General features: G+C 74.2%; 15 protein-coding genes and 1 tRNA gene. 6 read left to right on the top strand and 10 right to left on the bottom strand.

All coding sequences use genetic code 11. The features are described 5' to 3' along the window. Window positions 1–7 precede the first annotated feature (7 nt). On the top strand, window positions 8–442 hold the full coding sequence (locus tag OG618_RS28375) for a protein-tyrosine phosphatase family protein (RefSeq protein WP_329490386.1): 435 nt from the start codon (window positions 8–10) through the stop codon (window positions 440–442). Between the two features lie 66 nt (window positions 443–508). On the opposite strand, the gene OG618_RS28370 is transcribed toward OG618_RS28375, so the two are convergent. From OG618_RS28370 to OG618_RS28345, 6 genes are all read right to left on the bottom strand, one after another. Beyond that, complete coding sequence (locus OG618_RS28370; protein ID WP_329490385.1) at window positions 509–1,324, bottom strand: helix-turn-helix transcriptional regulator; 816 nt, start codon at window positions 1,322–1,324, stop codon at window positions 509–511. Window positions 1,325–1,623: 299 nt separating this feature from the next. Then, window positions 1,624–2,925, bottom strand: coding sequence for an MFS transporter (locus OG618_RS28365; protein WP_329490384.1), 1,302 nt, complete (start codon window positions 2,923–2,925; stop codon window positions 1,624–1,626). Beyond that, entirely contained in the window at window positions 2,922–4,184 is a 1,263-nt protein-coding gene (locus OG618_RS28360) for an ATP-grasp domain-containing protein (RefSeq protein ID WP_329490383.1), read from the bottom strand. The genes OG618_RS28365 and OG618_RS28360 overlap by 4 nt, the downstream gene beginning before the upstream one ends. A 101-nt stretch (window positions 4,185–4,285) precedes the next feature. Further along, on the bottom strand, window positions 4,286–6,406 hold the full coding sequence (locus tag OG618_RS28355) for an acetyl/propionyl/methylcrotonyl-CoA carboxylase subunit alpha (RefSeq protein WP_329490382.1): 2,121 nt from the start codon (window positions 6,404–6,406) through the stop codon (window positions 4,286–4,288). 8 nt (window positions 6,407–6,414) lie between these two features. Continuing rightward, a complete protein-coding gene (locus OG618_RS28350; protein WP_329490381.1) occupies window positions 6,415–8,019 on the bottom strand; it encodes a carboxyl transferase domain-containing protein in 1,605 nt (534 codons plus the stop codon). Next, complete coding sequence (locus OG618_RS28345) at window positions 8,016–9,263, bottom strand: 8-amino-7-oxononanoate synthase family protein (protein ID WP_329490380.1); 1,248 nt, start codon at window positions 9,261–9,263, stop codon at window positions 8,016–8,018. The genes OG618_RS28350 and OG618_RS28345 overlap by 4 nt, the downstream gene beginning before the upstream one ends. A gap of 647 nt (window positions 9,264–9,910) precedes the next feature. On the opposite strand from OG618_RS28345, the gene OG618_RS28340 reads away from it, so the two are divergent. Then, window positions 9,911–10,438: a GNAT family N-acetyltransferase gene (locus OG618_RS28340; protein ID WP_329490379.1), complete on the top strand. Its 528-nt coding sequence runs from the start codon at window positions 9,911–9,913 to the stop codon at window positions 10,436–10,438. A 103-nt stretch (window positions 10,439–10,541) separates the two neighbouring features. On the opposite strand, the gene OG618_RS28335 is transcribed toward OG618_RS28340, so the two are convergent. Continuing rightward, window positions 10,542–11,216, bottom strand: coding sequence for a helix-turn-helix domain-containing protein (locus OG618_RS28335; protein ID WP_329490378.1), 675 nt, complete (start codon window positions 11,214–11,216; stop codon window positions 10,542–10,544). A 134-nt stretch (window positions 11,217–11,350) separates the two neighbouring features. Here OG618_RS28335 and OG618_RS28330 point away from each other — a divergent pair, with 134 nt between their 5' ends. Beyond that, window positions 11,351–12,775 carry an MFS transporter gene (locus OG618_RS28330; protein WP_329490377.1) on the top strand — a complete coding sequence of 475 codons (1,425 nt, stop codon included), beginning with the start codon at window positions 11,351–11,353 and terminating at the stop codon, window positions 12,773–12,775. Window positions 12,776–12,853: 78 nt separating this feature from the next. Here OG618_RS28330 and OG618_RS28325 read toward each other — a convergent pair. The 3 genes from OG618_RS28325 to OG618_RS28315 form a co-directional block, all read right to left on the bottom strand. Further along, window positions 12,854–12,922, bottom strand: a tRNA-Glu gene (locus OG618_RS28325). 140 nt (window positions 12,923–13,062) lie between these two features. Then, on the bottom strand, window positions 13,063–13,545 hold the full coding sequence (locus OG618_RS28320) for a YbaK/EbsC family protein (RefSeq protein WP_329490376.1): 483 nt from the start codon (window positions 13,543–13,545) through the stop codon (window positions 13,063–13,065). Further along, window positions 13,542–15,290, bottom strand: coding sequence for a 2-isopropylmalate synthase (locus OG618_RS28315; RefSeq protein WP_329490375.1), 1,749 nt, complete (start codon window positions 15,288–15,290; stop codon window positions 13,542–13,544). The genes OG618_RS28320 and OG618_RS28315 overlap by 4 nt, the downstream gene beginning before the upstream one ends. Before the next feature lie 200 nt (window positions 15,291–15,490). On the opposite strand from OG618_RS28315, the gene OG618_RS28310 reads away from it, so the two are divergent. The 3 genes from OG618_RS28310 to OG618_RS28300 all read left to right on the top strand — a co-directional run bounded on the left by OG618_RS28310 (window position 15,491) and on the right by OG618_RS28300 (window position 20,130). Beyond that, complete coding sequence (locus OG618_RS28310) at window positions 15,491–16,183, top strand: FadR/GntR family transcriptional regulator (RefSeq protein WP_329490374.1); 693 nt, start codon at window positions 15,491–15,493, stop codon at window positions 16,181–16,183. Window positions 16,184–16,561: 378 nt separating this feature from the next. Beyond that, entirely contained in the window at window positions 16,562–19,702 is a 3,141-nt protein-coding gene (locus OG618_RS28305; protein WP_329490372.1) for a nitrate- and nitrite sensing domain-containing protein, read from the top strand. Beyond that, window positions 19,699–20,130 carry a roadblock/LC7 domain-containing protein gene (locus OG618_RS28300; protein WP_329490371.1) on the top strand — a complete coding sequence of 144 codons (432 nt, stop codon included), beginning with the start codon at window positions 19,699–19,701 and terminating at the stop codon, window positions 20,128–20,130. Before OG618_RS28305 ends, OG618_RS28300 begins: the two co-directional genes overlap by 4 nt. Window position 20,131: the final 1 nt, after the last annotated feature.

The following is a 20,131-nucleotide window of genomic DNA, read 5'->3' as shown; positions in this document are numbered from 1 at the left end:
TCGCCGGATGACCGTCTCCGCCACCTGGGACCCCACCGCCGCCGGGGTGCTGCGCCTGCCGTCCGGCCGACTCGTCCGGGGGCGCGGTCTGCGGCGGCCGCTGCCGCCCGGGCCGCAACCCGCGTTCGGCCTCTACCTGCTGGGGCACCGGCCGCCGGCCGTCCCCTGGGCGAGCCGCTGGCTCCGCTGGCCGGACTTCCGGCTGCCCGCCGACCGGGCCGAGGCGACGGCCGCCCTCCGGGAGGCCTGGGAGCGGGCGGCGTCCGAGCGGGTCGAGCTGGCCTGCGCCGGCGGGCTCGGCCGGACGGGGACCGCGCTGGCCTGCCTGGCCGTGCTGGACGGCGTCCCGGCCGGCGGGGCGGTCGCCTTCGTGCGGGAGCACTACGACCGGCGCGCCGTCGAGACCCCCTGGCAGCGCCGGTTCGTGACGCGGTTCCACTGACGCCGCGCCCGGCCGCCCCGCCCCCCGCTCGGACCCCGGGGCCGGCGGCCCCGGGGCACCCTGCGGTCAGACCCCGGGCGGCGGCCCCAGGACGACGAAGCTGAGGTCCGGTCGGCCACCGGGGGTGAGGACCTGGGCGACCGTCTCGATCGGTTCGGGCGAGAGGTGCGGCAGCCGCAGGCCGAAGCGGTCGCCGTCCCGGTTGGCGACCACGCAGGCCCGGCCGGCCCAGAGCCGGCGGCAGAGCGGGTCGCGCAGCACGTCGGTGAGCAGGGCGACCACCGACTCGTCCCCGGGGTAGCGGGCCAGCGCGAAGCGGATCATGGCGAGGGTCATCCGGGCCTGCCACGTCCAGTCGGCGACCTGTTCGCGGGCCTCCGGGGCGGTCAGCACCCAGCGGGCGAAGTTGGCCCCGGGCCTGCTCATCCAGGGGAACCACTCGGCGGCGGCCCGGTTGTGGCCGACGAGGGTCCAGGCGCGGTCGGCGATGAAGGCCGGTCTCGGCATCTGCCGGTCGACCAGCTCCTGGAGGGCTGTGAGGTCCTCCGGCCGGGCCGGGCCGGCGGCCGGGGTGCCGCCCATCGCGTAGAGGTAGAGGGTGGCGCGCTCGTCGGCGTCGAGCAGCAGCACGTCGGCGAGCAGCGCCAGCAGTCTGGGGTCGAAGCGGGCGGTGCCGCCTCGCTCCAGGTCGCGGTACCAGCGCTCGCTCATGCCGAGTCTGGTGGCGACGACCATCTGGGGCAGCGGCTTGGCCAGCCCCATTCGCAGGCCGGCCCGGCCTCGCCAGTCGCGTAGCAGACTGGCGAGGCCGGGGAGTTCGGCGGTGGTCGACGCTTCGTGGTCGAGGGGGATGGGGATGCTCAGTGCCTCGCGCAGCACCATGGCTCACTCCGGTCTGTTCCTGCATTCGACGATGACGGCCCCGAGGGGGACGTGTCGAATTCGGACAGCCCGAAGTACCGGCGCGGCTGATGGTTCGTCAGCCCGGTCGGTGATGACAAGTCCCCTTGCTGAACGGCTGGTTCAGTGGCTGGACCGACATCGGAAAGGCAGACCGGGGAACGTCGCGACCGAGCGTCGCAGCATGAAGTCCACCCCCCGGTGTGCCCGCGTGGCCCTTGACACGCTCTAGGGGGACTGTACTTGCTCGGTTGTGATCGTTCAAGCAACGCAGAGTGACATCAGCCGGTCAGCGCCTCCTGGGAAACGGCCGGTGACTTCTGGATGCCGGTGCGGCCGGCGAGCACCGTCACGGTGGTCGCGCCCGCGAACAGCGCGGCGAGCAGCACCCAGCCGATCGCGCCGGCCGGCAGCAGCAGACCGGTGGCCAGGAACGGGCCGACGATCAGCTGCGCGCTCATGCCCGTGCTGAACAGCGACAGGTAGCGGGAGCGGCCCACCGGCGGCGACAGCTCGTAGGAGATCTCCCAGCGCGAGACGGCGTGCAGGTTCTCCCCCACGGTCAGCAGCGCGACGGCGACCACCGCGGCGGCCAGCGCCAGGTACTTGCCCCGGCCGTCGGCGAAGGCGAAGAACGCGCAGGCCAGCACCAGGAAGAGGCAGGCGAACCGGAGCATCCGCAGCGCCTTGGCCAGCCCCTGGGCGAACCGGGCCACCGAGAGCTGGAGCACCACGGTCAGCACGGTGTTGATCGCCAGCAGGGCCGAGCTGGCACTGGCCGGCAGCCCGGCCCGGTCCACCACCCAGAGCGGCAACAGGATGAACAGCACGCAGTCGTGCAGCATCAGCACCGCGTTGGCGGCCGTGACCAGCAGGAACCGCCGGTCCCGGTACGGCGAGCCGGAGCCGCCCTCCGCCCCGGCCTCGGCGGGCGCGGCAGCCGGCGCGGCCGACGATCCCGCCACCCGGCCGGCCCGCACCACGGCGAGCGCGACGGCGGCGAAGGCGGCCGCGTTGAACAGGAAGAGCGCCACGAAGGCGGCCCGGGAGTGCGCGGCCTGCACCAGGGCGGCCAGCAGGAAGCCGGCAGTGAGGCCGATGTTGGTGATGGCGCGCAGCGAGGCCATCGTCTTCGTCCGCTCGGCGGCCCCCTCGAACTCGCCGACGATCACCTGGAGCAGCGGTGAGCAGGCCCGCGCGGCGGCGATGGTCAGACAGGTGACGACCAGGTAGCCGGCGTAACTGCCGACCAGGGCGTACCCGATGAAGCCGAGCGCCCGGACCAGCGTCAGCGCCACGTAGACCGGCCGGGCACCGAGCCGGTCCGCGAGCGGGCCGAAGACCAGCGGGCTGAGCAGGCCGGCGATGTTGGCCGCGGCGATCGCGGTGCCAACCGCGACCGCCGTGATGTCGAGGTAGCGGACGAAGTAGAGCGTGGCGGTGGCCAGGTAGAGGCCGTTGGCGACCGCGTCCACGGTGGTCCCGGCGGCCATGATCCGGCCCTGCCGGGAGGCGGGCAGCAGCGTGGCGGTCAGCCGGCTCAGCAGGCCGGCCGCCCGGGGCGGGGCGTCCGTGTGCGTCATGCCGGCTCCACCGTCCGGGCCGGCTCCACCGTGAAGCGGACCGAGTCGGCCAGCTCGCGGGCGAGCTTGCGGGCCTGGTCCGGGGTGTCGGCCCCGACCACGATCACGCCCGCCCGGTCCCCGGAGGTGCGCAGCGGGCGGACGGTGCCGCCGGGTCCGACCGCGAGGTCAGCGTAGAGCACGTCCGGGTGGTTCGCCGCCTCCGTCCACCCCTCGACCGCGGTCACCAGGCCGGGCGGCGGGGTGAGGTAGCGGGCGGCGGCGGCCCGGACCGGCGTCGGCGCGGCCTCGTCGCGCGGCAGGCCCAGCAGGTCGTCGTAGAGGAGGCCGAACAGCTCCAGGCCGGGGACGACGTGGGCGAGCATCCGGTGGATCCAGTCGCCGCCGAACCGCCCGTGCACCTCGCCGAGCACGATGCCGTCCGGGCTCAGCCAGAGTTCGACGTGGAAGCCGCCGACGCGCAGGCCCAGCACGGCGAGCGCCGCCTTGACCTGACGCTCGATCTCCTCACGCTGCGTGTCCGGGAGTTCGGCCGGGAGGATGTGGCCGACCTCGACGAAGAACGGCGGCTCCACCTTCTCCTTCTCGGTGACCGCGAGGACGACCGGCTCGCCGCCGAGGAAGAGGCCCTCGACGCTGTACTCGGCGCCCTGGACGAACTCCTCGACCAGGAAGGGGTTGCGGCCGGGCAGCAGCGCGATCGCGGCGGGCAGTCCGTCCGGTCCGGTGATCCGGCTGACGCCCGTACTGCCCATCGCGTCACGGGGCTTGACGATCCACGGCCCGGTGGAGCCGCGCAGGAACTCCGCCGCCTCCGCCTCGTCCGCGCAGAGCCGGACGGCGGGCTGCCGGAAGCCGGCGGCGGCCAGGGCGGTCCGGCAGGCGTCCTTGGTGCGGACCCGTCGGACGGCCTCGGCCGGGTTGCCCGGCAGGCCCAGTGCCTCGGCGGTCTCGGCTGCGGCCACCTGGGCCATCTCCTGGAGGGCGAGGACGGCGTCGAAGCGCTCGCCCGCGGCGGCCCGGTCGCGCGCCCAGGCGGCGGACTCGCCGGGGTTGGCGAAGTCCACCGCCGAGACGGCGCCGGCCTGTTCGGCCACCCCGGGGGTGGCGGCGAGGACGGCCTCCTGGTTCGTCAGGTGGGTCCGCAGCCCGCGCGCGTGGGCCTGGTCCAGGGCGAGCCGCGCCATGTCGAGGCCGAGCGGCACCGCCCGTACCCCGCCGACCAGCAGCAGCTTCCGGGGGGTTGGTTCAGCGGGCATGAGAGGGCTCCTTGCGTGCGTGGTGCGGGGGGTGCTACTTCAACTGACGGGGGCGGGTCGGGCGGGTCGGGCGGGTCGGGCGGGTCGGGCGGGTCGGGCGCTCAGGCTTCGGCGTCGGCGTCGAGTTCGACCAGGACCTGTTCGGTCGCCACCAGGTCGCGCACGGCGCAGCGGATCGCGGTGACGACGCCCGAGAACGGGGCGAGGATGCGGTTCTCCATCTTCATCGCCTCGACGATGACGAGGGCGTCCCCCTCCTCGACCCGGTCGCCGACCTCGCAGAGCAGTCCGACCACCGTGCCCGGCATCAGCGACTTCACGGCGTTGTCGGCGGCCCCGGAGCCGCCCTCGGCGAAGCTCTGGGCGGCCAGCGCCACCCGGTGCCCGTCGACAGAGAGCTCCCAGCCGGCGGGACTGCGCAGACCGGTCCAGCGCCGGTCGCCGACGGTGCCCCGGTACAGGCCGGGGTGGCCCGGTACGGCGGCGACCGTGACGGTGAACGGGGTGGACTCGACCTGGACGTCGACGGCGGCGCCGCGCCGTCCGGTGAGTCCGGCCTGCAGCGTCCGCCGGCCGTGCCGCAGCACGACCCGGCCGAACGGCGCGACCGGGTCCAGCCGGTGGCGGTCGAACGGGCCGACCGCGCCGTGCCACGGCGAGGCGGGGGCGTCGTCGACGGGTGACAGCTGCATCGCGGCCGCGCAGGCCGCGGCGGCCAGGACCCGGTCGGTGCGGCCGGCGAGGCCGGCCGGCTCGCCCTGCCCCGACTGCCCGGTCCCGGTCGAGACCAGGGCGTCCACCAGGTGGGTGTCCATCCGCCCGGCGACCACGGCGGGGGCCTGGAGGAGTTCGGCGAGGAAGCCGAGGTTGGTGGTCAGCCCGGGCAGGGCGGTGTCGCGGACGGCCGGGAGCAGCCGGCGCAGGGCGCTCGGGCGGTCCGGGCCGTGCGCGATCAGCTTGGCGAACATCGGGTCGTAGAAGGCCGGGACCTCGGCGCCGCCGCCGAAGACGGCGCCGCCGAAGGCCGCGTCACCGCCGGGACCGCCCGCGAAGGCCGGTTCCGGCGCGGCGGAGCCGGACGCGGCCCCGTCGGTGCCCGATCCGGTGTCGTCGAACGCCGCCTCCACCCGGATGCCGGCCGGCCAGCGGACCGCCGCCGCGCGGCCCGGCGCGGGCCGGAAGCCGTCGGCCGGGTCCTCGGCGTAGACGCGGACCTCGACGGCGTGGCCGGTCGCGGTGATCTCGTGCTGGTCGAGCGGCAGCCGCTGCCCGTCGGCGACTCTCAGCTGCCATTCCACCAGGTCGACGCCGGTGATCTCCTCGGTGACCGGGTGCTCCACCTGGAGCCGGGTGTTGACCTCCAGGAAGTAGCAGCGGTCGGTGGCGTCCAGGATGAACTCGAAGGTGCCGGCGTTGACGTAGCCGAGCGACCGGGCGCCGCGGACGGCCGCCTCCAGCAGCTCCGCCCGGACGGCGGGCGCCAGGTTGGCGGCCGGGGCCTCCTCGACGATCTTCTGGTGGCGGCGCTGCAGCGAGCACTCGCGCTCGAAGAGGTGCACCACGTTCCCGTGGTCGTCGCCGAAGACCTGGACCTCGATGTGGCGGGGCCGCTCCACGTACCGCTCGACCAGCAGCCGGCCGTCGCCGAAGTTGCTGCGGCCCAGCCGGACGGCCTCGGCCACCGCCTCGGGCAGCTCGGCGGCCGCGCGGACCACCTGCATGCCCTTGCCGCCGCCGCCCGCGACGGGCTTCAGGATCACCGGGTAGCCGATCCGCTCGGCGTCGGCCAGGATCTCCTCGGCCGACTCGGTGGCCGTCCCGGAGCCGGGCAGCACCGGGACCCCGGCGGCGGCCATCAGCGCGCGGGCGGTCGACTTGTCGCCCATCGCGGTGATCGTGGCGGCGTCCGGGCCGACCCAGACCAGCCCGGCCCCGGCGACCGCCGCCGCGAAGCCGGGGTGCTCGGAGAGGAAGCCGTAGCCGGGGTGGACGGCGTCGCAGCCGGTCCGGACGGCGGCGTCGACCAGCGCGTCGACGTCCAGGTAGCTCTCGGCGGCCACGGCGGGGCCGATCCGGACCCGCTCGACGGCGCCCGCCAGGTGGGCCGAGGAGCGGTCGGCGTCGGAGTGGACCGCCACGTACTCGATGCCGAGCCGGCGGCAGGTGCGGGCAATCCGCCGGGCGATCTCGCCGCGGTTGGCGATCAGGAGACGCTTGATCATTTCCGTCATCACATCCTGAACACGCCGAAGCGCGTTTCCTGCTTGGGGGCGTCGGCGGACATGGCGAGGCAGAGCGCCAGCCACTCACGGGTCTCGGTCGGGTCCACCACGGCGTCCACCCACATCCGGGCGGCGTAGTAGAGCGGGTGGGACTGGCGCTCGTACGTCTCGATGATGGGGCGCCGGATCGACTCCTCCTCCTCGGGGGAGAGGACCTTGCCCTCCTTGGCGAGCTGGTCGCTGCGGATCAACGCCATCACCGTCGCGGTCTGCTCGGCGCCGACGACGGTGGACTTGGCGCTCGGCCACATGGCCATCAGCCGGGGGCCCATCGAGCGCCCGCACATCGCCAGGTTGCCGGCGCCGTAGCTGCCGCCGATCACCAGGCTGAACTTGGGGACCTTGGCCGTGGAGACCGCGTTGACCAGCTTGGCGCCGTGCTTGGCGATGCCGTCGGCCTCGTACTCGGCGCCGACCATGAAGCCGTTGATGTTGTGCAGGAACAGCAGCGGGATGTCCCGCTGGGTGCAGAGCTCGATGAAGTTCGCGGCCTTCTGGGCGCTCTCCGGGAACAGCACCCCGTCGTTGATCACCACGCCCACCGGGTAGCCGCCGATGTGTCCGGTGCCGCACACGATGGTCGGCCCGTACCGGGCCCGGTACTCGGCGAGTTCGCTGCCGTCCAGCAGCCGGGCCAGGATCTCCCGGGCCGGGATGTGCTCGCGCAGGCTGGCGCTGACGATGCCGGGCAGCTCCGCCGGGTCGTACAGCGGCGCGCGCGGGGGCTGCGGCGGCGGGCTGAGGGCCGGCCGGCCGTCCCGGGCCATGATCTCCCGGACGATCGACAGGGCGTGCTCGTCGCTCTCGGCGAGGTGGTCGGCCACCCCGCTGACCCGGGTGTGCAGGTCGGCGCCGCCCAGCGTCTCGGCGTCCACCACCTCGCCGGTGGCCGCGCGCACCAGCTGCGGGCCGCCCAGGAAGACCGTGCCGGTGCCGCGGACGATCACCGTCTCGTCGCACATCGACGGGATGTAGGCGCCGCCGGCGGTGCAGTTGCCCATCACCGCGGCGATCTGCGGCAGGCCGAGCGCCGACATCTCGGCGATGTTCCGGAACATCCGGCCCAGGTGGTACTCGCCGGGGAACAGCTGCTCCTGGAGCGGCAGGTAGACCCCGCCGGAGTCCACCAGGTAGATGCAGGGCAGGCCGTTCTCCCGGGCCACCAGCTGGGCCCGGAGCTGCTTCTCCACGGTGAGCGGGAAGTAGCTGCCGCCCTTGACCGTGGCGTCGTTGGCGAAGACCACCACCGGGCGGCCGCTCACCATGCCGATGCCGGTGACCAGCGCGGCCGAGGGCACGTGCTCGTCGTACACCTCGTGCCCGGCCAGCTGGCCCAGCTCCATGAACGGCGTTCCCGGGTCCAGCAGCTGGTAGACCCGCTGGCGGGCCGTCAGCTTGCCGCGCTCGGTGTGGCGCCGGCGCGAGCGCTCGTCCCCGCCGGCGATCGCGGCGGCCCGGGCCCGGGCGATGACCTGGCGCTTCTCGTCGAAGGCCGCGGTGTTGCGGCGGAAGACCTCGGCGGAGGAGTCGATGTGCGAGCGCAGGGCCGTCATCGCTGGTCCTGCCCCGGCTCGCGGGCCGCCTCGGCCCGCAGGCCGTCGTTCAGCGCGCCGCAGAAGTCGCGGATCTCGGCCTCGGCCATGTTGGCGCGCAGCATCAGCCGCAGCCCGGCTTTGCCCCGGCCGATCACCGGGAAGAAGATCGGCGAGGTGTAGTAGCCGCGCTCCAGCAGCGATCCGGCGAGGCGGATGGTGGCGTCCTCGGAGCCGATGTCCACGAAGCGGATCGGCAGGCCGTCGCCGTTGAAGGAGGTCTCCACCAGCGAGTCGAAGAGCGCGATGTTGTCCTGGAGCCTGAGCTGGAGCTCCTTGAGCTCCGGGGAGCCGTGCAGCTCCGCGGAGGCCATGATGGCGCCCAGTCCGGCGGTGTTGATGCGCTGCGACCACATCAGCGGGCCGCCGTTGCGCAGCGCGGTGTCGCGGCGCTGCTGCGAGCCGTTGCGGCCGAGGAAGATCGCGCCGCCGGAGGCGCCGAAGCCCTTGTTGAGCGAGGTGATGATCAGCGTGCGGTCGTTCATCCCGCCGTTCGCCGCCATCGCCTCCAGCACGGCTCCCCGGCCGCGCTCGCCGACGGTGGAGACGCCGTGCGCCTCGTCGAAGAACAGGAACAGCCCGTACTTCTCCTGCAGGCGCAGCAGTTCGGGGATCGGCGCGGCGCCGCCGGTGCTGTAGACGCCGTCGGCGACGTAGGCGACCTGCGGGTGCTTGCGGCAGAGGTCCTCCAGCGCGTCCACGTCGTTGTGGGCGATGGTGGCGATCTCCGCCTCGTCGGCCACCGCGGGCTTCATCGCGTTGAGACAGAAGTGCGCGTTCTTGTCGAAGACCATGAGCGGCGCGACGCCGTCCGTCAGCAGCCCGGAGGCCAGCAGCGGCAGGCTCGCCCAGGCGGCGGCCGCGCAGGAGGCGACGGTCAGCGCCTCGACGTCGAACAGCTCGGAGAGCGCCGTCTCGGCGTCCCGCAGCGATCCGAACCGGATCCGCATCCGCGAGGTCGAGCTGTTGAGCGCCCCTTCGGCGAGCACCGCGTCGGCGGCCGCCCGCACGATCCGCGGGTGGGTGTCGAGGCCGAGGTAGGAGTACGACGACATGTTCACGAACTCGTGGCCGTCGGCCAGCGTCCGGTGCCGCCCGTCGCCGAGGCCGGACACCACGATGTCGAACATCCCGGCCGCGGCGGTGACCTCCCAGAAGTCGTGGCTGATTCGCGCGGACTTCTTGATGTTCATGTATGAGTGCACGCCAGATTCCTTGTTGAATTTCGGTACGGAAATGCCGGGCCCTCCCCGGGGCCTTTTCGGCATCACAAATTCCGGGTGATCAGGCGTACTCGTGGAAACCGCGTCCGGACATCCGTCCGGACTGGCCGGCGCCGACCGTCCGGCCGCTCGCATGATCCAGTGATTCCTGCACCGCTCGCTCTGCCGGCCCCCGGAGTCGATCGCTATTTGGTCCGAAGAGCTGCGCGGCTCCCCGGCGATTGAAAGAATTCAATACGCTGCGACGACTGTCAACCGGAAGATTTTTGCCGCCTCGCAAAACTGGACAGACCACCATCCGACGGGTGCACCGGAAGTTATTTGCCGGTCGATCGCCATTGACGCGCGCCCGATCGCGGACTCCGTCCGCGCCGCCCGGCGGCCGGCCGGAAAACCGGGGGCGTCCGTTCCGCTGTCCGTGTTACCTTCGACTGGTCCGGACCGGACGACAGGACGACGAGCTCGGCGAAGGAGGTGGACCAGTGGCCACGGTGACGACGGCTGCGCCCGTACCGCGCAGCGCCCAGGCGACGGTTCACACTCCCCGGGCCCTGGTCTGACGGCTTCCGCCCCCGCACCGCGGGTGCGCGGCGCCGCCGCGACGGGCCCTTCAGCCAAGGGTTTCCACCATGTCCTCTCCGTCTTCGTCCGCTTCCTCCTGGCAGACCCGCGTCGAGTCCGACGCCGATGTCCCGGCCGTCCAGGCCCTCACCCTCGCGGCGTTCGGCCGGCCCGCAGAGGCCGACCTGCTCGCCGTGCTGCGCACCGACGAGGGCTGGATCGACGGCCTCTCCGTCGTCGCCACCGGTCCGGCCGGCACCCCCGTCGGCCATGCGGTGCTGAGCCGCGCGTTCATCGGTGATGTCCCGGCGCTCGCGCTGGGCCCGGTATCCGTGCATCCGGACCACCAGCGCTCCGGCGCCGGTTCGGCCGCGGTCCGGGCGGCGCTCGACGCCGCCCGGGGCCTCGGCGAGCGCTTCGTCGTGCTGCTCGGACACCCGTCGTACTACCCGCGGTTCGGCTTCGTCCGCGCCTCCGCGCACGGACTGGTTCTCACCGTCGACGCGCCCGACGAGGCGTGGATGGCGCTGAGCCTGGACGACCGGCACCCGCTGCCGTCCGGGACGGTCCGTTGGGCCGACGCCTTCGGCATCTAGCCGCCGACCCGCACCCCGAACTGCCGGGCGGCGCCGCCAAGATGGCGCCGCCCGGCGGTGGCGCGGCCGCCCGCGCGACGGCCGGGCCCCAACGGACGGACCGTCAAGGGGCCTGCCTGGCAGACCCGGTACGTACGACGGCCTGGTCGCCGTGTGGGCCGAACAGGTGCAGGATCTCCACCGCGTTCGCGTCGACGGGGCCGAACCAGTGCGGCTCACCTGTGTCGAACTCGGCCACCTCGCCCGGGCGGAGGGTGAATTCGCGCTCGCCGAGAATGAGCCGGAGGCCGCCGGCGAGCACGTACAGCCATTCGTAACCGGCGTGGGTCACCAGCTTGGGCTCGCGGTGGGCGAGCACCTGCTTGAACACCTGGACCCGGCCCGGGTACTGCGTCAGCGGCACCAGGACGTTGCCGCGCTCCCGGTGCTGCGGCTTCAGGTGCAGGCGCGGATCCCCGGTCGCCGGGGCCGCGACCAGCTGGTCCAGGGCGACCCGGTGCGTGCGCGCGAGCGGGATGAGCAGTTCGAGGGTCGGGCGCCGCTTGCCCGACTCCAGGCGCGACAGCGTGCTCACCGAGATCCCGGTGGTCTCCGCGAGGGCCTCCAGGGTGAGCCCGCGGTCGCGGCGCAGGGCCCGCAGCCGCGGCCCGATGCCGGCGAGGATCTCGTCGACGTCGTCGCCACCGGCCACCGGCGCGACGGGCTCCCCGGACTCCACGGGCGTCACGGGCTCCCCGGGCTTCACGGACTTCACGGGGTCGGTGCGGTCGCCGTTCATGGGGTGCCTCCGGTCCGTCCGGCCCCTCGGGCGGGCCGGAGCGCGTTTTTGCGGTCTTCGCAAAGATGCTGGGCCGGCGCTGCCGCCCGGTCCGAGCATGGGGCCGCAGACGTTACCGAACCGAAGGTGGGCCCGTGACCACGACAATCCTGGCTGATCGACCCGCACTGAGCACCCGCCGACGGTGGACGGTGCTCGCCGTGTGCGCGCTGAGCATGTTCCTGGTCGGGCTGGACACCACCATCGTCAACGTCGGCCTGCCCGAGATCGGGCGCGGGCTGGCGGTGGGCACCAGCGGGCTCGAATGGGTCGTGGACGCCTACACCGTCGTCCTGGCCGGTCTGTTGATCTCGGCCGGCGCCCTCGCGGACCGCTTCGGCCGCCGGCGCGTGTTCCGGACCGGGCTGGTCGTCTTCGGCCTCGCCTCGCTCGCCTGCGCGGTGGCGCCCTCGCTCGGCTTCCTCGTCGCGGCCCGGGCCGCCCAGGGGGTCGGTGCCTCGATGCTCAGCCCGGTCGCCCTGGCGATCGTGGTGAACACGATGCCCGACCCCCGGGAGCGGGCCCGGGCGATCGGCGTCTGGGCGTCCGTCTTCGGGCTCAGCATGGCGGCCGGGCCGGTCACCGGCGGGGCGCTCATCGCGGCCTTCGGCTGGCGCTCGGTGTTCTGGATCAACGCGCCGGTCATCCTCGCCGCCCTCGTCCTGGTGGCGGTGTTCGTGCCGGAGTCGCACGGGCAGCGCGCCCGGCGGCTCGACCTCCCCGGCCAGTCGCTGCTGGTGCTGGCCCTGGGCAGTGCGGTGGCCGTGTTCATCGAGGGCCCCCGGATCGGCTGGACCTCTCCTGCGGCGGTGGCCGGTTGCGCGGTGGCGGCGCTCGCCACCGCCGGGTTCGCCCGGGTCGAGCTGCGCCGGCCCGAGCCGCTGATGGACCTCGCGCTCTTCCGCCGGATGCCGTTCGCCATGGCGGCCCTGGGCGCCGTGGCCCTGTTCGTCGCCCTGAACGTGAGCCTGCTGCTCAACACGCTGTACCTCCAGCACGCCCGGGGCTGGACGGCGCTGGCCACCGGGGCGGCGACCCTGCCGATGGCGCTCGGGGCGACGGTGTGCGCGCCGTGGTCCGGCTCCCTGGTGGCGCGGTTCGGGCCGAGGCGGCCGCTCCTGCTGGCGGGCGGGTTCGTCGCCGCGGGCGGTCTCTGTCTGGTGGATCTCGGCCCGGACACCGGTGTCCCGCTGCTCCTGGCGGCCTACCTGCTCATCGGTGTCGGCTTCGGTTTCGCCAACGCGCCGATCACCAACAGCGCGGTCGGCGGTCTGCCGCCGTCCCGGGCCGGGGTGGCCGGGGCGATCACCTCCACCGCGCGTCAGGTCGGCGCGGCGATCGGCATCGCGGTCGCGGGCGGCCTGGTGGTGGGGGTCGGCCCGGACGGCCTGGCCGGCGCGTCGCGGCCCGGCTGGCTGCTCGTGGCGCTGTGCGGGCTGTTCCTGCTCCTGGTCGCCCGCGCCTCGGCCCCGGGACCGAAGAGCGCGGGACCGAAGCGCCCGGACGCGGGGAGCCGATGACGGAAGAGCCCCGGAGCGAAGGCCCCCGGGAAAGCAGCGAGGGCGGGAGTCGATGACGACTCCCGCCCTGCACGTCCGAGCGCCGGGCCCGAATCGAACGAACCCTTCCCGCTGAAAGCGGGCGTGCTACCACTGCACCACCGACGCCTGACCGCCGGGCTTCCGATCACTTCCGCGATCTCGTCCCGCCGACGAGGAAGAAACTACCAAGGGATGATCCAAAGGTGAAATCGACCCCGTCGCCCGCCCCCTGACGCCACGCGCGCGCGGCGCCAGGGGACCGGAGGCTAGGGCGCGACCACCGCCGACGGCGTGCCGCCGGTGAGCCGGAGCAGTTCGTCGTAGGTCATGGGCACCACGGTGTGCGGGTGTCCGGCGGCCGCCCAGAGCAGCTCGTACCCGGCCAGCGCCTCGTCCACCACGGTGCGCAGCGGCGCCGGGTGGCCCACCGGGGCGACGCCGCCGATGGCCTGGCCGGTGGCCTCGCGGACCTCGGCGGCGCTCGCCCGGACGATCGGGCCGGTGCCCAGCCGCCCGGCCAGGTAGGCCGTGTCGACGCGGTGCGCCCCGCTGGTCATGACCAGCAGCGGAGCGCCGTCGCAGCTGAACACCAGGCTGTTGGCGATGGCCCCGGCCTCGCAGCCGAGGGCGGCGGCCGCCTCGGCGGCGGTGCGCGCGGAGTCGGGCAGGACGCGGATCTCGCCGGGCAGGCCGGCCGCCGCGAGGGCGTCGGCGACCGCCTGGCTCCGGGTGGGGAGGGAGGGTGTCATACCGGCATCCTCCCGTGCCCCGCGGCCGCCCGGCCGACGGTGCTCAGCACGGCCCGGACCCCGGCCACGAGGACGGAGGAGTCCCGGCCGGCGCCCCAGACCACCTGTCCCGCCACCCGCGCCTCGACGTAGGCGACGGCGTCGCTGTCGGGCCCGGTGCGCACGGCGTGCTCGGTGAAGCGGAGGATGTCGACGGCCGTCCCGGCGGCGCGCAGTGCGGCGGTGACGGCGTCCAGCGGGCCGTTGCCCTCGCCCCGGTGCCCGCCGACCTCGGCCCAGTGGCGGCCGTCCTCCTCCCCGGTGCGCCAGTCGACGGCCGGGGCCGCGTCCAGGTAGTGGGAGCGGAACAGCGCGTACAGCTCGTCGGCCCCGACCTCGCGGCCGCTGTCGTCGGCCGACTCCTGGACCACCCGGGCGAACTCGATCTGGAGCCGCCGGGGCAGCTCCAGCCCGTGCCCGGTCTGCAGCAGGTAGGCGATCCCGCCCTTGCCGGACTGGCTGTTGACCCGGATCACCGCCTCGTAGTCCCGCCCGAGGTCGGCCGGGTCGATCGGCAGGTAGGGAACGGCCCACGGGGCCCGGCCCGGTGGCAGGCCGAGGTCGGCCGCCGCCTTGGCGTGGTGCGCGAAGCCCTTCCGGATGGCGTCCTGGTGGGTGCCGGAGAAGGCGGTGTGCACGAGGTCGCCGGCGTAGGGGTGGCGTTCGTGCACGGGCAGCCGGTTGACGTGTTCGACGGTGCGCCGGATCTCGTCGATGTCCGAGAAGTCGATCATCGGGTCGACGCCCTGGGTGTGCAGGTTGAGCGCCAGCGTGACGAGGTCGACGTTGCCGGTCCGCTCGCCGTTGCCGAACAGGCAGCCCTCGACCCGCTGCGCGCCCGCCAGCAGGGCGAGTTCGGCGCAGGCGACCCCGGTGCCGCGGTCGTTGTGCGGGTGGACGGAGAGGATCACCGACTCCCGCCGGGCCAGGTGGCGGTGCACGTACTCGATCTGGTCGGCGTAGACATTGGGGGTGGCGATCTCGACGGTGGCGGGCAGGTTGTGGATCACCGGCCGGTCGGGGCTCGCGTCCCACAGCTCGGTGAGGCCGTTGCAGACCTCCAGGACGTAGTCCGGCTCGGTCAGGTTGAACACCTCCGGCGAGAACTCGAAGCGGACGCCGGGGCGGCCCTCGGCCAGCCGGGCCATCAGTTCGGCGGCCTCGGTGACCAGGGCGCGCACCTCCGCCCGGCCGCGGCCGAGCACCACGTCGCGCCAGATCGGCGCGGTGGCGGTGTAGAGGTGCACGACCACCCGGGGCAGCCCCTCGACGGAGCGGAAGGTCCGCTCGACCAGGTCGGCGCGGGCGGCGGTGAAGACCACCACGGTGACGTCCTCGGGGACGGCCCCGGGCGTGTCGGCCAGCCGGCGGACGAAGTCGAAGTCGGTCCGGCTGGCGGAGGGGTAGCCGACCTCGATCTCCTTGAAGCCCATGGCCAGGAAGAGGTCGAACATCCGCTGCTTGCGCGCCGGGTCCATCGGCTCGGCCAGCGCCTGGTTGCCGTCGCGCAGGTCGACGGGCACCCAGAGCGGAGCCCGCTCGATCCGCCGGGAGGGCCACTGCCGCCGGTCGCCGGCGGGCAGCTCGACCCGCTCGTGGGCGGGGCGGTAGCGCTGGAACGGCATGGCGCTGCCGCGCTGCGGGTTCCAGTCGGGGGCGGCGGCCGGTACGGGCCCGGCGGGGGTGCGGAGCGTGGGGAATGGCATGGGAGGTCCTTCGTCTCGGGTTCTGCACCGGAGGACGAACCGGCAGCACGGCGCCCCGCAGCGGGGTGCCGGTCCGGTCAGACCCCGCTGCGGCCACCAAGAAGGCCACCGCGAAGGCAGCCGGGAAGGAGACTCCACGACTTCATGCGGGGTACCGTAACCGTGAACCAAGTCCTCAGACAACCTGACAGGTGAACGCGATGTCTCCGCTCGACCCACTGCGCCCCTCCCCCCTGGTCGACCAGGCGACCCGGCGGATCGCCGAGCAGATCGCGGCCGGGCAGTGGCCGGTCGGCGGCAAGCTCCCCGGCGAGGTGGCCCTGGCCAAGGAGCTGGGCGTCGGACGGTCCACCGTCCGGGAGGCGCTGCGCGCACTGGCGGGCGCCGGCATGGTGCAGAGCCGCCAGGGCTCGGGGGTGTTCGTGACGGCGGACCGGCCGGGCGAGGACTGGTCGGCGCGGCTGCGCCGGGCCGAGCTGGCGCACGTGTACGAGGTGCGGGCGATGATCGAGGTCCAGGCGGCCCGGCTGGCCGCCGTCCGGCACGACGAGGCCGACGAGGCGGCGCTCGACCGGGCGCTGACCGCCCGCCACGCGGCGGGCGCGGCGGACGACGCCGCCTTCGTGGACGCGGACATCGCCCTGCACGCGACGGTGGTGGCGGCCGCCCACAATCCGGTGCTCTCCGATCTGTTCGCCGAGTTCGTCCCGGTACTCCGGGAGCGCCTGGTCGAGCTGGTCGGACTGCTGGGGCTGCGCGAGGGCGATCCGCACCACGGCTACGCGACCCACGCGGAGCTGGTGGAGGCCGTCCGCCGGCGCGACGCGGAGGCGGCCGGGCAGGTCCTGGCGGACGAACTGACCTCGACCCTGACCCGCCTGCTCGCCGCCTGAGCCACCCGAGCCCCCGAGCCGCCCGAGCCGCCCGAGCCCCTGAGCCACCCGAGCCCCCGAGCCGCCCGAGCCGTCGGGGCTGCCCGACGGGCCGGGCCGGCCCCCGCCCCGATCCCCCGTCAGCCCGCCTCCACGAGCACCCGTTCGGGCAGTCGCGGCCGCACCGGCAGGGCAGCCGCCCCCCGGCCGGGCGGGCAATCGGGAGGCACGCTCCGCACACGATCACGGCGCATCGGCGGCCGGCCGCCGGAGCCCTGGAGCGCCGCGCCCCGCAAGGCTCCTTCGTTCACCGATCATTAACGACCCGATGACGGTGTGTTAAGACTGTGTGCGCACACCGTCCAGGCAGCGAACGAGTTTTCACTCCTATCACACCGTATGACTAGTATCACTTCGTCAAAAGCTCGTGCCCCCGGACGGTTCGGCCCCACCAGGCCGGCCGCCAGTCCCAAGGAGTCAGCTCTGCGCGCGCGTGCGAATCGGCGGCCCCCGACGCCGAAGTCCCCCCGCAGGCGTCCGCGCCTGTCCCTGCGGACGGCGCTGCTCGTCCTGGCCGTCGTCCCCAGTCTCGCCCTCGCCGCCCTCTGGGCGATCACCAGCGGCCAGACCTTCCTCGACTTCCAGCGCCAGGCGGCCCAGGGCCTGCTGGCCCAGAAGGCCGGGCAGCCGTCCAACCACGTCTACTACAACCTCCAGGAGGAGCGCCGGCTCAGCGCCGAGGCGCTCGCCCGGCCCGGCAGCGTCACCGACGCGCTGCGCCGCCAGCGACAGCTCACCGACGACGCGGTGCGCCAGTTCCAGTCGCTCTCCGACGAGACCGCCGACAGCGCGCCCACCGAGGTGCGCACCGCGGTCACCGAGGCCCGGCAGGCGATGGGCAAGCTGGCCGAGCAGCGGGCGGCGATCGACCGCGCCGCCGTCGACCAGCAGACCGCCTTCACCTACTACACCGACCTGATCGCCGTCGACCTGCGGCTGTTCACCGCGCTGAGCCACGTCGACAACGGCGAGGTCACCTGGATCTCCAAGACCCTGGTGAACGCCTTCTGGGCCAAGGAGATGCTGGCCCGCGAGGACGCCCTGCTGGCCCGCGGCTGGCCGTCCGGCAAGCTCACCGCCGGCGACTACCAGCAGGTCCAGCAGGCGATCGGCGCGCAGGACCACCTGTTCACCGTGCAGGTCGTGCCGTACGTGCCGGCCGCCGAGGCCGCCGCCTGGCAGGACGTCATGACCAGCCCCGCCTGGCAGGCCAAGGCCTCCGTGGAGCAGTCGCTGGTCAGGGCCACCCCGGCCGATCCGAGCGGCGCCGTCAAGCTCCCGGCCGCCCAGGACCAGTGGCGCCAGGCGCTCGACCAGCTCAACCCGGAGCTGGTGAAGGCGATCGAGACCCGCACCGACGGCATCGTCGAGGTCGGCAAGGGCTCCTTCCTCTCGCTGCTCACCGCCTTCGTGCTGACCACCGTCATCGGCCTGATCGCGGTCGTCGCGGTGATCCTCACCAGCTGGCGGCTGACCCGCTCGCTGCGCCGCCGGATCAAGGCGCTGCACACCCAGGCCGAGGAGCTGGAGCGGACGCTGCCCGAGGTCGTGGAGCGCCTCTCGCGGGGCGAGCAGGTCGACGTCGAGGCCGAGAGCCGCGCCATCACCGCCGATCCGCACGGCAACGGCACCGACGAGCTGGCCCAGCTCGGCCAGGCGCTCAACCTGGCCCGCACCTCCGCGCTGGAGACCTCCGTCCGGCAGGCCGACCAGCACCGCGGCTTCGAGCGGCTGCTGCAGCGCATCGCCCGCCGCACCCAGCTGCTGATCGGTCAGCAGCTGCGCAAGCTGGACGAGCTGGAGCGCAAGCACGAGGACCCGGAGGTGCTGGAGGGCCTGTTCGACCTCGACCACCTCACCGCCCGCCTGCGGCGCTACGAGGAGAACCTGGTCATCCTGGCCGGCGGCCAGCCGCAGCGGCGCTGGCGCAAGCCGGTCCCGCTGCTGGACGTGCTGCGGGCCGCCCAGAGCGAGGTGCAGGACTACCGGCGGATCATGCTGGACGTCGAGGGCCACCCGTGGCTCTCCGAGCGCGCCGTCGGCCCGGTCGCGCACGTGATCGCCGAGCTGATGGAGAACGCCGCGAGCTTCTCCAAGCCGCCGACGCCGGTCGAGGTCCGTGCCGCGATGGTCGGCCGCGGACTCGCGGTGGAGATCGAGGACCGCGGCCTCGGCATGGACCCGGAGCAGTACGACGCGGCCAACGAGCTGATGAGCCGTCCGCCCCGGATGGACGTGCTGGCCCGGGCGGACGACATCCGCCTCGGCTTCTACGTGGTCGCCCGGCTGGCCGCCAACTCCAACCTGAGGATCGAGTTCCGCCCGTCGGCCTTCGGCGGCACCCGGGTGGTCGTGCTCGTCCCCGACGAGCTGGTCATCGACGGTGACGCCGGGCTGCCGGACGCCACCCCGGTCGAGCCGATCCCGCTCGCCCGGCGCACCCGCAGGACCGCGCCGGACGCCCTCGCCGGGACCCCGGCCCACGCCCGGCCGGCGGACCGGGAGGCCACCGTGGCGACGGCGGTCGCGACGGCCCCGCCGGCGATCGAGCCGCCGGAGACCGTCCTGGTCGCGACCGCGGCCGCGGAGAACTCGGCCGAGGCGTTCGCGCACGTCGAGTACATCCAGCCGCCCGCGCCCGAGCAGCCGGTCGAGCACAGCTCCCCGGTCGACGCCTCGGCCGGCTACGGCAGCGCGGGGTACGGCGCCGGCGGGTACGGCACGGCCGGCGACGGCGGCGCCGAGTACGGCACCGGCGGGTACCGCACCGACGGCTACGGGACGAACGGGTACGGCACGGACGCCTACGGGGGCCAGGAGTACGCCGCGCCCGCCGACGGCACCCCGGAGTACGCCGCGCCCGCCCAGGAGCCGCTCGCCCGGACGCCCGCCCAGGAGACGCCCCTCCAGGACGCCTCCGCCCGGGACACCCCCGCCCAGGACGCCCCCGCCTACCCGGACATCGCCTACGCCAAGGTGACGCCCGCGGAGGCCCCCTACGCCGACGAGCAGTACCGCCCGGCCGACCACTACCGCCTCGCCGAGCGGCGCGAGTACGCCTCGACGGTGCCGCTCAGCGAGCCGGCCGACGGCCAGGCGCCGCTGCCGCAGCGGGTTCGCCAGGCCAGCCTGGCCGCCGAGCTGCGCGTCCCGCCGCCGGCCCCGGCGCCCGGCGAGCGCGTCACCGGAGCGCCGGGCATGCCGGGCTCCTTCGGCACGCCGATCGGCTCGGCCGGCGCGTTCCAGCGCCCCCCGCGCCGCTCGGGCGCGGCCATCGGCGCCTTCCAGCGACAGTCCCGGGTGGCCCGCGGCCAGGACTCCGGCGAGGTCCACCTCCCCGGGCCCGACGTCTTCACCCGCGGCTCCCGCCCGGCGCCCCCCACCGGATCCGCCGGCTCCCCGGCGCCCGCACCGGACCCGGCCCCCTGGGCCCTGCCCGCCGCGGATCCCCGAACCACTAGGACGGATGACCAGTCATGAACCGCACGATCGCCACCCACCAGGACCTGGACTGGCTGCTGGACGGACTCGTCGACTCGGTGGCCGGGACCAGAAACGCCGTGCTGCTCTCCGACGACGGCCTGGTCGTCAGCCACTCCCGCACCATCGAGCGGGCCGACGCCGAGCGGCTGGCCGCCGTCGCGACCGGCCAGCAGAGCCTCGCCCGGGGCGTCGGCCAGCTGTTCGACGGCGGGCCGGTGCACCAGGTGATCGTCGAGCTGTCCGAGGTCTGGCTGTTCATCATCGCCGCGGCGCAGGGCACCCACCTGGCCGTGGTCGCCTCCCAGGAGGTGGACGCCGAGGTGATGTCGGTGGCCATGCACACCCTGGTCCAGCAGGTCGGCCAGAAGCTGAGCACGCCGGTGCGCAGCGACTTCGACGCCTTCGCGGCCAGGAACCGGGGTTGAT

It is taken from the genome of Kitasatospora sp. NBC_01246 (assembly GCF_036226505.1).
Taxonomy (GTDB): domain Bacteria; phylum Actinomycetota; class Actinomycetes; order Streptomycetales; family Streptomycetaceae; genus Kitasatospora.
The sequence above is the reverse complement of the archived record's forward strand: the minus strand, read 5'-3'. Positions and strand labels throughout refer to the sequence as shown.